Consider the following 14,234-nt stretch of genomic DNA (forward strand, 5'->3'; position numbering starts at 1 on the left):
CCACAGTTTTTGAACTCTTGAGGAGGTTTGCGTGGCTGTTCACTGCATTGCCCATCCGTTGGTCCGGCACAAGCTGGGCCTGATGCGGGAGAAGGATATCTCGACCAAGGATTTTCGGGAACTGGCCTCGGAGATCGGGATGTTGCTGGCCTACGAGGCCACCAGCAACCTGCCGACCGAGCGGGTGACCGTGGAGACCTGGGCCGGCCCGGTGGCGGTCGACCGGATAAAAGGCAAGAAAATTACCATCGTCCCCATACTCAGGGCCGGGTTGGGCATGATGGACGGAGTCCTCATGGCCCTGCCCAACGTCAAGGTGTCGGTGGTGGGGCTGTATCGCGACGAGACCACTTTGCGGCCGGTGGCCTATTTCAAGAAGTTGGTGCCGGATATCGATCAACGCCAGGCGATGATTCTGGATCCGATGCTGGCCACCGGCGGCACCCTGGTCGCAACCGTCGACATGCTGAAAGAGGCCGGCTGCCGGAGTATTCTCGGGCTTTTCCTGGTGGCTGCGCCCGAGGGAATCCGCGCCTTGGAGGCACGCCATCCCGATGTCGACATCTATGTCGCCGCCGTCGATGAGCGCTTGAACGAGGCCGGGTATATTCTCCCTGGACTCGGCGACGCCGGCGACAAAATCTTCGGCACCAGGTAGGGCGCGATCGGGAGGAAGCAGGGCGGCGCCCTTGGGCCGCGATGCCGTGCCGAACGCGCCGGTGCCCCTGCGGCCGGGATTCGACGAGGTGCGGCTACGATCTGGCCTTGCCGGTCACGAACAGTTCGAACAGCCGTTCAAAGACAAAGGGGATGGTCGAGGCCTGGGCGTTGGCCGAGCCGGCATAGGCCTTGGTCAATTCGAAGGCCCGTTCGAAGGCTTCCTCGTATTCGGATTTTTTTTGTTTCTTGATGATGCTGACGAGTTCTTCGGCAATATGGTCTTCCATGGGCATACCGTGCGTTGGGGCGTGTGGAGAGGCTGTGTCCGCCAAGGGGCGGAAGGGCGATCAGCCAGCTGTGTGCGCCATGATAGGCGGTAACGGCCGCCAGGCCAAGCCCTTTTTGGCGGGAAACGGCACACGCGGCGGCTCGGGCGTGGGCAGGGAATCGATCCAGCCGGAGAGGAGGGGGAAAAGGCATCCGCCGACAACGCATCGGGATCGGTTCGATACCCTGCCGGCAGATGGTTTGTCCGCCTGGAGCAAATCAGTCGGCGATGGCTTCGGGGGCGCAAAGATTCTGTTTTTCCTCCGCCACCTGGCCGCAGGTGGTGCAATAATACCGTACACTGTTCCCCAGGTCGCGGCAGGCGTGCCGGGCTCGGTTATCCCGGCCGCCTCCCGAAGTGTTGGCCGTGGCACTGTCGTGCGGGCTGCACAGATGGCCCGGACTCTCCGCCGTTGCTCCACAGGTTGTGCATACAAAACTCATGATCCGTCTCCTATCTTTGTGGGAATTGTTACCAATTAATTGGAGTATGGTCATGATGCCGTGCCTGTCAAGGCGCCGTCCCGGCCGCCGATTGAGCGCGATGACAACAGGGCCGGAGCAGGCCGGACCGAAAGTCTTGACGCTCCGGGGTCCTGTTTGTACCATGCGGACATGGACGGCTTGACACACGACGAACAGGAACGCAACCGGAAGGGAACGATCGCCAGATGCCATTAACAGACCGGCCGACATGGCCCATGGAAAACCGGGCCCGGCAATCATTTGTCTGTCGTTGCGTCAGCGACATCCTCAACGGCCTCAGCGACGGTTTGACCCATTTTTCCGGACCGAGCCGGGTGGCGGTCGTCTTCGCCCTGCGGCCCGACAGCCCGATGGTACTGTGCGATCCCCAGAATCTGCTTAAAGGGCACGAGCCGATTTTCAAAAACCTCTATCTCGACACGCAGAAGTGGCGGGTCAATGAAAAGGTCCGGTTCGACCGGAAGCATTTTGCCGAGATCATCCCGGTCAAGGACCCCGGCCTGGCCGGCCTTTTGTCCAACGGCGGCTACTCGGGATCGGTGTTTTTCCAGCAGTGGTTCACCGAGCAGCATCCCGACCTCTGCTCCACCGGGCCGACCGAATGCTGGCTGGAGCACGCGGTCTGGCGCTTTTCCCACGACCTGGCCAACGACGTCGAATTATACACCGGGATTTCGGGGTATTTTCTCAAGGAATATGCCGCCCATGCGGTGCGAGATCACATCATCGACCTGATGAATGTGCTGCTCGGGTGGGATACCTCCATGCGGGTCTATCCCATTCTGGACGCGGTGCTGATGATCTCCGAAACCCAGGAAGAGGGAGCGTGGCCGGAAGGGCGGCTGCTGTTCGTCGATCCCGGCATGCTCGACCAGGTGAAATTCCTAGTCAAGTTTCAGGAAGAACTGCGGCCGCAATTGATCAATTTCAAGCATGTGCGCAAGCTGCTGCTCACCGTGGAGCGTTCCGGTCGATCCCTGGTCAGTGACGGCCGGGCCATCCTCGGCATCAGCGACGATACCCTGCCGGCGTTCTCCGTCTGCGCCGATTTCAGGGGCCGGCACGGTTTCTTGCGGGTGAATCGCAACAAGGTGTGCAGCTTTGCCGACGGCAAATTCAACTCGACCACCTATCAGGCCAAGCTGGTGCAGCTGGAGGAACTGCTGCTGGAGTCGAATCTCAAGCGGTTTGACTGCTATTACATCTTCAAGATCGTGGTCAGCCTGGTGCAGCACGCCCAGCGGCGCAAACACGGCTGCGCGATCGTCATCGATCTCAACGACCAGCCGATCCGGATTTCGGGACAGAGCCTTTCGCCGCCCTTGGATCTGCGCAAGCCGTATACCCTGAAGCTGGCCAAGTCGCTGGCCAAGGTGGATGGCGCGATCCACCTCGGAGCGGACATGCATCTGCACGGTTTCGCCTGCCTGCTCGACGGCCGGGCCTTCGACGGCGAGGATCTCGCCCGGGGCGCCCGCTACAATTCGGCCCTGCGGTTCACCGCCGAACACGCGAAGATCATCGTGGTGGTGGTTTCGTCGGACCGGCCGGTTTCGGTCATCCATCAGGGCCTGGATGTCCAGGGGGTTTGCGCCTGGCCCCAACAGCCCGGCTGTCTATATCAAATCGAACGCCTGGAGGACTGGGTCGGCCGGTGAGAGCCGGCTAACGGCCGTATTCCCCCACTTCCGGCTTGCCTTGGGTGTCGAAGGCGGTGTCGACGAGTTCCCGCAGCTTGACCTTGCATGCTCGCACATCCGGCAGGGAGGGGATGGCCGGCAGGTGCGTTTCGGCCGCAACCGGGACGGGGAGCTGCATCTTCTCCGCCAGGGCGCTGTCCCGCTGCGGCGCAAGATGGCCCCGCATCGGGCCTTCCCCATGCATGGCCCCGCCGTCCAGGCGACGGAGAAATCCCATCATGGTGCCCAGATCATTGCTCCGGTGGAACTGTTCGACCTCGCCGGTCAAGGCCATGCCTTCCTCGACCAGCCGCTTGAGGGTGGCGCCGTAGATGGCCACCCCCTGGCGCAGCCGCTCGTAGATATCGAAAAAGAGGTGGTGGAACCGGGAGCGGCGGGTCAGGCCGTGAACGAACTGGCCCTTGAACAGCCGTTTGCGGATCGTCGGCGAGCCGAGGAGATAGGTGTCGAGAAAGACCTGGTCCCGCATCCCGGTCAGGCGGAAAAAGTCGTGGATCAGGGACTCCCTGCCCAAAAGGATGTAGAGCCTGATCAGATCGAATCCCACCTCGTCTTCCAACTGGCGGTAGGCCTCCCGGAGGTGCTGGTTGTATTCCCGGCTGTCCTCCTCGATTCTCCTGCGGGAGCCGAAATAGCGATCCGCCATCTCCTTCTTTATTTCCAGGGCGAGCATGCCATCCAGATCGTGCATACCGTTGTCGTCGTGCGCCTCGATGAAAGGGGGTCGTGAGAGCAACAAGCCGTGCGGAAAAACCTTTTCCGGCCCGTAGGTTCATGCTTATTTTATATGAAAATCTCAAAAAAAGCTTGCAATATCATTGAGGTCGGCCGGCTCGTCCCCCGTCCTTTCCGTTCATGCGGCACGCCTCGCGCCCGTGGTCGGTCCGGGTTCGGGCAGGGGTGAGGGCAGGTTTCGGAGAACGACATGTCCGTTGCAACGAATCGCGAGTCGATCAAGAATACCGTCAAGGCCGCCGCCGACATCGCCCAGGTGATCGGCGAAGTGGTCGAACTGAAACGAGCCGGCAACCGTCTAGCCGGACTGTGTCCTTTCCATAACGAAAAGACCCCGTCTTTCTCGGTCAATTCCCAAGGGCAGTTCTTTCATTGCTTCGGCTGCGGCGAGCACGGCGATGTCTTCGCTTTTGTGATGAAGTACCATCGCATGGACTTTCCCGAGGCCCTCAAGTTCCTGGCGCAGAAATACGGCATCGAGTTGGCCGAGCGCCAGCTGACCGAGGCCGAAAAACTCCAGTTGCGCCGGCGCGAGGCGCTGTACGAGGCGAACGAGGCTGCGGCGATCGTCTATCAGCAGTGCCTGCGCCACCCGAAATTGGGCAAGGTGGCCCGGACCTATCTCGAACAGCGCGGCGTGCCGGACGAGGTTGCCGAACGGTACCGCCTGGGCTGCGCGCCGGACCCGGAACAGGCGGGCTGGAGCTGGCTTGCCGACCAACTTCTGGCTAAAGGATTGTCCCGGGAGACCCTGGTCCTTGCCGGCTTGGCAGTCGGCAAGGAGCGCGGCGGCCATTACGACCGGTTCCGCTCGCGGGTCATGTTTCCCCTTGCCGACATGACCGGCCGAGTGGTGGCCTTTGGCGGCCGCATTCTGGGCGACGGTAAGCCCAAGTACCTGAATTCTCCAGAAAGCTCGATCTTCGAGAAAAGCCGGCTCTTGTTCGGGCTGCATCCGCACCGGGAAGCCATCCGCCGGCAGCGTCGCGCCTTGGTGGTCGAGGGAAACTTCGATTTGCTTTCGCTCGCGGTGCACGGCATCGACAATGCGGTCGCCCCGCTGGGCACCGCGCTGACCCGCGAACATATCCGGGCTTTACGCGGATACGGCGACGAGGCGGTTTTGCTGTTCGATGCCGATGCCGCCGGGTTGAAGGCCGCCATGCGCAGTATCCCCCACTTCCTTGCCGAGCAGGTCGAGGGGAGGGTGGCCCTGCTACCTGCCGGCCACGATCCCGATTCCTATGTCCGGGCCGAGGGGCCGGAGGCGATCGCCGCCCTGGTGGCCGCTGCCCGCCCCCTGGCGGAATTCGCCTTCGACGCCCTGGTCCGGACCCATGGTCTGACCTTGACGGGCAAGAACAAGATTGTCGCCGAATTGAAAGAACTTATCAAGGAGTCGACCCAGCCCGAGCAGCGGGCCTTGATGGTGGCCCATTTCAGCGAAAAATTGGGCGTGTCGCCCGGGTATTTTCAATCGAGCCCGCCTGCTGGCCGCCTCCTCCCTCCACGCAACGAAACGCCCGCCGTCGAAGGGCTGGCCCGTTTGCCCGCCCAGGAACGTCATTTGATCGAGTTTATTATTTTATACCCCGAATATTTCGATGAATTGCTCCGAGCCGGACTGGTGGACGCGGTCCGGGAGCCAGCGTCGCGCAGGTTGGTCGACCTGATGAGCCGGATGGGCGACACCGGCGCCCGCCAGCCCGAGCAATTGCTCGCCCATGTCGCCGATACCGACGACCGCGCCTATATCGTGCAGGTGTTGACCAGGGGATTGCCGTACGAGACCGGCCAGGAACAGGCCCGGGAGATGTGCGATGTATTGGTGCGTTGGGTGCGCTCGACCCTGCACAAGCAAGCCTCGGCCGAGTTGCAGGAGGAGATCCGCCGGGCTGAAAGCCTTGGGAACAAAGGATTGTTGATGGAATTGATCGGCCGCAAACAGGAAATGGAACAAAAAAAGAAGGGATAGCCAATTTAACCTATTGAAAAAAGATGCAAATCTGATAAGTTTAAAAAATTGTATTTTCGGGAGGGTTGGTGTGTGCCTTTTGCGATTTTGTGGTGTTGGGGGCAGTTAGTTGTATTTTTTGTATCCTGCTGATATACCTCGATTCTTCTGGCTTGAAGAAAAGAGTAGGGCGGGGTCTATGCCGTTCAATGAACGGTGGTGTGGAGGAGGGTGATGGAACCGAATGATTATCTTTTGGATGATGATCGAGAGCCTGAAGGAAGTACCGAAGGAACGGAACAAGGCTGGTCGCGCGATGTCCAAGAGGAAGACGATTGGGCCATTCGCAACAGTATAGAGCGTCGTTCGTCCCTTGATCGGCGCCTGGGGGACGACCGGCGGTCGGGCGACCGGAGGGGGACGGGAAGCAGTATCGACCCGATGAACATCTACCTCCGGGAAATGGGCAGCCAGCGGCTGCTCAGCCACGAAGAGGAGATCGAACTGGCTCGCATGATCGAGGATGGCGAAACCCGCATCCAGCGGGCGGTGCTCCGCCTGACCTTGGGAATTACCGCGCTTAACGACCTGGCCGAAAATCTTTTGCGCGGCAACGTCCGTATCAATTCGGTGATTCGCGGTTTGTCCGACAACGACGAGGATGAGTTGACCACGGTACGTGGCGCCCTGCTCGACCAGGTGGAAAAGGCGAACGAACTCGATGCCCGGCGCCGCGAGCTGTTCCTCGAATTGAAAAAACATGCGGGCGACGAAGCCAAGGAAACCGCCCTGGTGGCCGACATCCTGGCGGTGGGCTCGGATGTCGCCAACCTGTTCCAGGGGTACCGGTTGTGCTCCAAGGGACTGCTGTCGGTGGCCGACGCGGTCAAGGAATTGGCGCAGAAATTCAACAGAGTTCGGGTGGTGGCCCGGCAGCAAGAATTGCTGCTTGCGGCCCGCCGCCACCAGATGCACCCGGAAACCGGGGAGGTCAACCCGGCCGAGGTTGAAAAACGGGTCACCCTCGAGTTGGCCGAAACCATCGGTATTTCCTGGCCCGCCTTCATCCAGCTGCAGCAGGAAGTGGAAATCGGGCGGGAGACGGCCAAGCAGGCGAAAGACACCCTGGTGCGTGCCAATCTCCGCCTGGTGATTTCGGTTTCCAAGAAGTTCATGAACCGCGGCATGCAGTTGCCCGACCTTATCCAGGAAGGCAATATCGGCCTGATGAAAGCGGTCGAAAAGTACGATTACAAACGGGGCTACAAATTTTCCACCTATGCCACATGGTGGATCCGCCAGGCCGTGACCCGCGGCATAGCCGATCAGGGGCGGACTATCCGCCTGCCGGTGCACATGATCGAGACCATCAATCGTCTGTTGCGCTTTTCCAAGGACTTTCAGCGCATCGAAAGTAGGGAACCGACGCCGGAAGAGATGGCTAAGCAGCTGGGAACCGATGTCGAGAAGGTGCAGATCGCACTGAAAACGGCCAAGGACGCCATTTCGCTCGACGCCCCGGTCAACGACGAAGAAGATACCCTGCTCAGCGATTTCATCGAGAATCACGCCCACCCCGATCCCCAGGAGCATTCGACCACCGAAAGCCTCAAACGATGCCTGTGCAAGGTGATGGGCTCGTTGACCCCGCGGGAAGAAAAGGTGCTGCGGATGCGGTACGGCATTGAAATCGGATGCGATCACACCTTGGAAGAGGTCGGCCAGTGCTTCTCGGTGACCAGGGAGCGCATTCGCCAGATCGAGGCCCAGGCCTTGAAAAAATTGCGACACCCGGCACGAAGCCAGGAGTTGCTTGCCTTCATGACCACCGACTAGCTTCCTTGTCCCACCCGCAAGCGGTCGAAGATTGGCTGGCTCTCTCGCTGCTGCCCGGTCTGGGCTGCACCCTGATCAGCCGGCTGGTGCAGTGGTTCGGGTCGCCGGCGGCGGTGCTGAACAATCCGGCCGGCCTTCGATCGCGGCCCGGCATCGGCCCCCAACTTGCGGCCGTGCTGGGCGACGGCCGCCGGGTGGCCGCTGCCCGGCGACGCGCCCGTGACGAGTTGGATCGTCTCGGGCGGCTCGATATCACCCTCCTCACCCCCGATTGTCCCGCTTTTCCCTCCGCCCTGCGCGATATCCCCGACTGCCCCGTCCTCCTTTTCTGCCGCGGCACCCTTGATGGGTTGACGCGTCCGGCCGTGGCCGTGATCGGTTCCCGAGCCGCCACCGACTATGGTCGTCGGATCGCCACCAGTCTGGCCGCCGATCTGGCGGCCGCCGGGACGATCGTTGTTTCCGGAGCCGCCTACGGCATCGACGCCGCTGCCCATCGCGGCGCTCTGGCGGGTGGCGGAGGCACCATCGCCGTGCTCGGCTGCGGCGTCGATGTGATCTATCCCCGCACCCACGCCGACCTGCTTGCCGCCATCGCGGCCAAGGGGCTGGTGCTCAGCGAATATCCGTTGGAAACCCGGCCGGAAGCTTTCCGCTTTCCGGCGCGGAACCGGATCATCAGCGGCCTGGCCCGGGCGGTGGTGGTGGTTGAGGCCACCGAGAAATCGGGTTCCCTCATCACCGCCCGCCTGGCCCTTGACCAGGGACGCGAGGTTTTTGCCGTTCCGGGCCGGGTCGATTCGCCCAAGAGTGCCGGCACCCATCGGTTGATTCAGCAGGGCGCCCATCTGGTGACGAACGCGGCCGACGTGCTGGAGGCCTTGGCCTGGGGTGGCGAACAGGTTGTTGCCGGCCCGGCTGTCCGACCGATACCCACGCTGACGGAACCGGAGCAAAAGCTCCTAGCGATCATGGAGGTTTATCCGCTCGACATCGACGGTCTGGCGCAAGCCTCCGGGCTGCCTGTGCCCGAACTGCACGGGCTGCTGCTCCAACTGGAACTGAAAGGACTGATCCGCCAGGTCCCGGGCCAACAGTACGAGCGCGTCCACTGCGATTGAGGCACCTGGTCGGCCTTGCGCGAATAATCGGTTTTTTTCCGGATGATCTGGTATAATTTGCCGCTGATCAGGCCAAGGTATGGCCGGCGTAGCCCGGCAACCCATTTTTTTTATTCCAGTGAGCAACTATGCGATCGCTTATGATTGCGCCCTCCATCCTTTCCGCCGATTTTTCCCGGCTCGGCGAGGAAGTCAGGGCAGTGGAAGCGGCAGGAGCGGATGTCATCCATGTCGATGTCATGGATGGCCATTTCGTGCCCAACATCACCATCGGCCCCTTGGTGGTCCGGGCGGTCCGAGCCGTGACTCGGCTGCCGGTCGACGTGCACCTCATGATCACCGATCCCGATCGGTACATCCATGATTTCATCGATGCCGGCGCCGACTGGGTGACGGTGCATGTCGAGGCCTGCACCCATCTCCACCGGACCCTGGCCGCGATCAGGGAGCGGGGAAAAAAGGCGGGCGCGGTGCTCAACCCGGCCACCTCCCTGTCCACGCTCGAATACGTGCTGGCCGAAGTCGACCTGGTGATGCTGATGAGCGTGAATCCCGGCTTTGGCGGCCAGTCGTTCATCGAATCCTCGCTGGAGAAAACTAGCAAACTGCGGCGCATGCTCGATCAGGTGAATCCCGGAGCCGGGATCGAAGTCGACGGCGGCATCGGCCCGGCGACCATCGGTCGGGCGGCTGCGGCCGGGGCGAACATATTTGTCGCCGGCTCCGCGATTTACGGCCAGAAAGACTACCAGGCGGTCATCTCCCGGATGAAGGAGTTTGCCCGACACTGACCACCGCACGAGAAGGAGGCAGCTATGCAGTTCCAGGATTTTTCGGTACACGCGGCCGTGGGAAAACTGGCGGCCCTGGCGCGCACGCCCCATGACCTGACCGCGGCCGGCGGCTTGACCGCCCAGCGGCTTGGCGAGATGAAGGCCTCGTTTTGCGGCTTCGACCTCCTCTATGCGACCCAGCGGGTCACGCCCGAAGTGCTGGACGCGCTGCAGGAACTCGCCGACGAGGCGGGGTTGATCGCGGCCTACACAGCGATGCGCCAAGGCGAGGTGCTGAATCGCATTGAGGGGTATGCCTGCGAGAATCGGCAGGTTCTGCATACGGCCAGCCGCGATGTGTTCGCCGATCCGCCCATGGAGCCGGAGGCCAGCGCCAAGGCAAGGCGGGAGCTTGAAAAATTACGAATCTTTCTCGATGAACTCGCCGACGGCACTCTGGTCAATGCCGAGGGAAAATCCTTCACCACCATGGTGCAGGTGGGGATCGGCGGTTCCGATCTGGGGCCGAGGGCTCTTTATATGGCGCTGAGGGCGTATGCACTGCCCGGCCGCTCCGCCCGGTTCATCGCCAATGTCGATCCCGACGACGTGGCCGAGGTGCTATCTGGGCTTGATCTGTCGCGCACCCTGTTCAATGTGGTGTCCAAGAGCGGCTCCACCCTGGAAACCCTGACCAACGAACATTTGGTCCGGGCCCGGCTCGTGCAGGAGGGGCTCGATCCGGCACGGCATGTGGTGGCGGTCACCGGCGAAGGCAGCCCCATGGACGATCCTGCAAAGTATCTGCGGTCGTTTTACATGGAGGACTACATCGGCGGCCGCTATTCGGCCACCTCCATGGTGGGGCTGGTCTCTCTGGGCTTTGCCTTGGGCTTTGCGGCCATCATGGAAATCCTGCGGGGTGCGCATGCGGTCGACCGCGGCGCTGCGGATCCGGATATCCGGGCCAACCTGCCCTTGCTGATGGCGATGCTGGGCATCTGGAATCACAACTTCCTCAAACATGCCACCGTGGCGGTGCTGCCGTACAGCCAGGCGCTGTCTCGCTTTCCGGCCCATCTGCAACAGTGCGACATGGAAAGCAACGGCAAATCGGTCACCCGGCAGGGCAAGGCCGTCGGCTGGCAAACCGGGCCCGTGGTCTGGGGGGAACCGGGAACCAACGGCCAGCACGCCTTCTATCAACTGATCCACCAGGGGACCGAGGTCGTGCCCGCCGAGTTCATCGGTTTTCGCCAAAGCCAGTACGGCCTTGATTTGAACGTGGAAGGAACCGGCTCGCAGCAGAAACTCATCGCCAATATGCTGGCCCAGTCTCTGGCCTTGGCCCTCGGCCGGCACAATGACAATCCGGCCCGCTGTTTTCCGGGGAACCGACCCAATTCGGTGCTGATCGCAGACCGGCTGACCCCGCATGCCATGGGCGCTCTGCTGGCAATTTACGAACACCGAATCGTGTTTCAGGGGTTTTGCTGGAACATAAATTCGTTCGATCAGGAAGGGGTGCAGCTGGGTAAGATTTTAGCGACCCGCCTGTTGGACCTCATCTCGGGCAGGACAGCATCAACGGAGGCCAATCCCCTTGAAGAAAGCCTGCTGAAGCAGGCGGGAATCGGATGAACGAATGGCTCGGTCTTCTTCGTTTTGCATGGTGCGACAGTGGGTTAGATTTTTTGTTGACAAAGGGTGGCGGGACGTTTATGCTCGCCCTCTGAATGAGCATTCAATATAGTAATGTGCGTTCTTGCCTGTATTAACGGGCATTTTTTGTGCGGGCTAACTGAATAGACAGGTTTTTTTTAACCACATAATCTCTAGGAGGAACACTGATGGCAAAGCATGAAACGCCTCTATTGGACGAACTGGAAAAAGGTCCATGGCCGAGTTTCGTCACCGACCTCAAGCAGCAGGCAGCAACCAAGCCTGAATGCTGGGACATCCTTGGTCAGCTTGAGCTTTCGTTCAAAGATAAGATTACCCATTGGAAGCACGGCGGTATCGTTGGTGTTTTCGGGTATGGCGGCGGTATCGTCGGTCGCTATTCTGATGTTCCTACCCAGTTCCCCGGCGTAGAGCACTTCCACACCGTTCGTATCGCACAGCCCTCGGGTCTTTACTACAGCACCGAGAACCTGCGCGCCCTGATGAATCTGTGGGAGAAATACGGTTCCGGCGTTACCAACATGCACGGTTCCACCGGCGACATGATCTTCCTCGGAACCCGGACCGAGAACCTCGAGCCCCTGTTCTGGGATCTGACCCACGACCTGAAGCAAGACCTCGGCGGCTCCGGCTCCAACCTGCGGACCCCCTCCTGCTGTCTCGGCAATTCCCGTTGCGAGTGGGCTTGCTACGATGCGCAGGAAGTCTGCAACAGCCTGACCCAGCGCTATCAGGACGAGATCCATCGTCCGGCATTCCCTTACAAGTTCAAGTTTAAATTCTCCGCTTGCCCGAACGACTGCGTGGCCGCCATCGCCCGTTCCGACTTTGCCGTTATCGGCACCTGGAAGGACAACATCCGCATTGATCAGGCCGCCGTCCAGAAATACATTGCCAACGATCCGGAGTTTCCGGCCAACGCCGGTGCCCACAAGGGCCGCGACTGGGGTAAATTCGACATCCAGAAAGAAGTGATCAAGCTGTGCCCCACCAGCTGTATGTGGATGGAAGGCAACGAGCTGAAGATCGACGATTCCGAATGCACCCGTTGCATGCACTGCATCAACGTCATGCCGCGCGCTCTGCGTCCCGGTGTGCAGCAAGGCGCCTCCATCTGCATCGGCGCCAAGGCCCCGATCCTCGATGGTGCCCAGTTCGCCACCTTGGTCGTTCCGTTCATCGAGGTTAACGCCGAAGATGATTTCCAGGGCATCGTTGACATGATCGAGAAGGTTTGGGATTGGTGGATGGAAGTTGGCAAGAACCGCGAGCGTGTGGGCGAGACCATGCAGCGTATCGGCCTGCCGACCTTCCTCAGCGTTATGGAAATCGAGCCGCTGCCGCAGCATGTCAAAGAGCCGCGTTCCAACCCGTACGTCTTCTGGAGAGAAGAAGAAGTGCCTGGTGGCTGGGAACGTGACGTTGCTGAGTTCAGAAGACGTCACGCCGCCTGATAATCGTCGTCGATAGAACCTAACGGACTACTTATAAGGAGATAATATAATGGGTTACGATCCGAAAAATCCTATGGAAGGTCGGATTACCGACTTGGGGCCGCGGTACTATGGAGATTTTCTGCCGCCGGTCATCAAAGAGAATAAAGGCAAATGGCTCTATCATGAGATCCTTGAGCCCGGTATTCTGGTGCATGTTGCCGAGTCCGGTGCCAAGGTGTACACCGTGCGTTGCGGCTCCGCCCGTCTGCTGACCGTCAACCGCGTGCGGGTTTACTGCGATATCGCCGATAAATACTGCGGCGGCTACCTCCGTTTCACCACCCGCAATAACGTCGAGTTCATGGTCGACAGCAAAGAGAAGCTTGATGCACTCAAAGCCGGCCTGCAGGGATACAAAGACATCCTGCCGATCGGCGGCACCGGCGCCTGCGTGACCAACATCGTCCATACCCAGGGCTGGATTCACTGCCATACGCCTGCAACCGATGCTTCCGGCCCGGTAAAGGCGGTCATGGATGATTTGTTCGAGTATTTCGGTGCCATGACACTGCCCGCTCAGGTGCGTATCGCTCTGGCTTGCTGCCTGAACATGTGCGGTGCCGTTCATGCCTCCGATATCGCCATCCTCGGTATCCATCGCAAGCCGCCGATGATCGACAACGATCGCATTACCGGCGTTTGCGAAATCCCGCTGGCCATTGCCTCCTGTCCGCTGGGTGCAGTCAAGCCTGCCAAGGCGACCAACTCCGCCGGCGAGGAAGTGAAGTCGGTCAAGGTCAATGCAGAGCGTTGTATGTTCTGCGGTAACTGCTACACCATGTGTCCGGCCATGCCTCTGGCGGATCCGGAAGGCGACGGTATCGCCATCCTGGTGGGCGGCAAGGTTTCCAACTCCAAGTCGGCACCGAAGTTCTCCAAGCTGGTGGTTCCGTTCCTGCCGAACACCACCCCGCGCTGGCCTGAGACCGTCGCTTGTGTTCGTCAGATCCTGGAAGCCTATACCAAGGATGCGAAGAAATACGAGCGCGTTGGCGAATGGGCCGAGCGGATTGGTTGGGAGAAGTTCTTCGAGAAAACCGGACTTCCGTTTACGGAAAAATCCATCGATGACTATCGTCTGGCATACGACACCTGGCGGACCACCACCCAATTCAAGTTCACAAGTCATACCGCTGCGTACACCAAGTAACAGCAAGTAATCGATGATCGGCTCTGTTTCGCGCAGAGCCGATCATTTTTGTGTTTTCACACACCACCAGGAGCGCACTATGGCACTGAGCGTAGAAGAACTGAAAAAAGCCATTATAGAAAAAGCCAAAAAGGCACCGAAACCGCAGCTGTACATCAAAGATTTCTATGAATGCGATCCGGATACCAAGCCGCGGGACATCAAGAAAATCGCCAATGCGTTGGTCACCGAAGGCGAGTTGATGTTTTGGTCGTCGGGATCGACCACTATGTACGCTCGTCCTGACCGCATTCAGAACGAAGAGAAGTAAAAC

At 60.2% G+C, this 14,234-nt stretch carries 13 protein-coding genes; 10 read left to right on the forward strand and 3 right to left on the reverse strand.

Annotation, left to right across the window (positions count from 1 at the left end):
* Nucleotides 1-31 precede the first annotated feature (31 nt).
* Entirely contained in the window at nucleotides 32-658 is a 627-nt protein-coding gene (gene upp, locus RMR13_RS02550) for a uracil phosphoribosyltransferase (RefSeq protein ID WP_310599072.1), read from the forward strand.
* Nucleotides 659-752: 94 nt separating this feature from the next.
* Here the strand turns inward: upp and RMR13_RS02555 are convergent, their stop codons facing one another.
* Together RMR13_RS02555 and RMR13_RS02560 are read right to left on the reverse strand one after the other, a co-directional pair.
* Entirely contained in the window at nucleotides 753-947 is a 195-nt protein-coding gene (locus RMR13_RS02555; protein ID WP_309413570.1) for a hypothetical protein, read from the reverse strand.
* A 259-nt stretch (nucleotides 948-1,206) separates the two neighbouring features.
* Nucleotides 1,207-1,431 carry a hypothetical protein gene (locus RMR13_RS02560; RefSeq protein WP_310599073.1) on the reverse strand — a complete coding sequence of 75 codons (225 nt, stop codon included), beginning with the start codon at nucleotides 1,429-1,431 and terminating at the stop codon, nucleotides 1,207-1,209.
* A gap of 257 nt (nucleotides 1,432-1,688) precedes the next feature.
* Between RMR13_RS02560 and RMR13_RS02565 the strand changes: the two genes are divergently transcribed.
* The gene (locus RMR13_RS02565; RefSeq protein WP_310599074.1) at nucleotides 1,689-3,131 is read left to right on the forward strand and encodes a DNA integrity scanning protein DisA nucleotide-binding domain protein; all 1,443 of its coding nucleotides are present in this window, start codon (nucleotides 1,689-1,691) and stop codon (nucleotides 3,129-3,131) included.
* Between the two features lie 7 nt (nucleotides 3,132-3,138).
* Here the strand turns inward: RMR13_RS02565 and RMR13_RS02570 are convergent, their stop codons facing one another.
* A complete protein-coding gene (locus tag RMR13_RS02570; protein ID WP_310599075.1) occupies nucleotides 3,139-3,864 on the reverse strand; it encodes a hypothetical protein in 726 nt (241 codons plus the stop codon).
* A gap of 234 nt (nucleotides 3,865-4,098) precedes the next feature.
* Between RMR13_RS02570 and dnaG the strand changes: the two genes are divergently transcribed.
* The 8 genes from dnaG to RMR13_RS02610 all read left to right on the forward strand — a co-directional run bounded on the left by dnaG (nucleotide 4,099) and on the right by RMR13_RS02610 (nucleotide 14,231).
* Complete coding sequence (gene dnaG / locus RMR13_RS02575) at nucleotides 4,099-5,883, forward strand: DNA primase (protein WP_310599076.1); 1,785 nt, start codon at nucleotides 4,099-4,101, stop codon at nucleotides 5,881-5,883.
* Between the two features lie 213 nt (nucleotides 5,884-6,096).
* Complete coding sequence (locus RMR13_RS02580) at nucleotides 6,097-7,698, forward strand: sigma-70 family RNA polymerase sigma factor (RefSeq protein ID WP_310599077.1); 1,602 nt, start codon at nucleotides 6,097-6,099, stop codon at nucleotides 7,696-7,698.
* 5 nt (nucleotides 7,699-7,703) lie between these two features.
* On the forward strand, nucleotides 7,704-8,819 hold the full coding sequence (dprA, locus tag RMR13_RS02585) for a DNA-processing protein DprA (RefSeq protein WP_310599078.1): 1,116 nt from the start codon (nucleotides 7,704-7,706) through the stop codon (nucleotides 8,817-8,819).
* A gap of 128 nt (nucleotides 8,820-8,947) precedes the next feature.
* Nucleotides 8,948-9,610, forward strand: coding sequence for a ribulose-phosphate 3-epimerase (gene rpe / locus RMR13_RS02590; RefSeq protein WP_310599079.1), 663 nt, complete (start codon nucleotides 8,948-8,950; stop codon nucleotides 9,608-9,610).
* A gap of 24 nt (nucleotides 9,611-9,634) precedes the next feature.
* Entirely contained in the window at nucleotides 9,635-11,233 is a 1,599-nt protein-coding gene (locus tag RMR13_RS02595) for a glucose-6-phosphate isomerase (RefSeq protein WP_310599080.1), read from the forward strand.
* 209 nt (nucleotides 11,234-11,442) lie between these two features.
* Nucleotides 11,443-12,729, forward strand: coding sequence for a dissimilatory-type sulfite reductase subunit alpha (gene dsrA, locus RMR13_RS02600; RefSeq protein ID WP_310599081.1), 1,287 nt, complete (start codon nucleotides 11,443-11,445; stop codon nucleotides 12,727-12,729).
* 49 nt (nucleotides 12,730-12,778) lie between these two features.
* Complete coding sequence (gene dsrB, locus RMR13_RS02605) at nucleotides 12,779-13,921, forward strand: dissimilatory-type sulfite reductase subunit beta (protein ID WP_310599082.1); 1,143 nt, start codon at nucleotides 12,779-12,781, stop codon at nucleotides 13,919-13,921.
* A 79-nt stretch (nucleotides 13,922-14,000) separates the two neighbouring features.
* Entirely contained in the window at nucleotides 14,001-14,231 is a 231-nt protein-coding gene (locus RMR13_RS02610) for a dissimilatory sulfite reductase D family protein (RefSeq protein WP_309413581.1), read from the forward strand.
* Nucleotides 14,232-14,234 lie beyond the last annotated feature (3 nt).

The organism is Desulfobulbus sp. (assembly GCF_031547805.1).
In the GTDB taxonomy this organism is placed as follows: Bacteria; Desulfobacterota; Desulfobulbia; order Desulfobulbales; family Desulfobulbaceae; genus Desulfobulbus.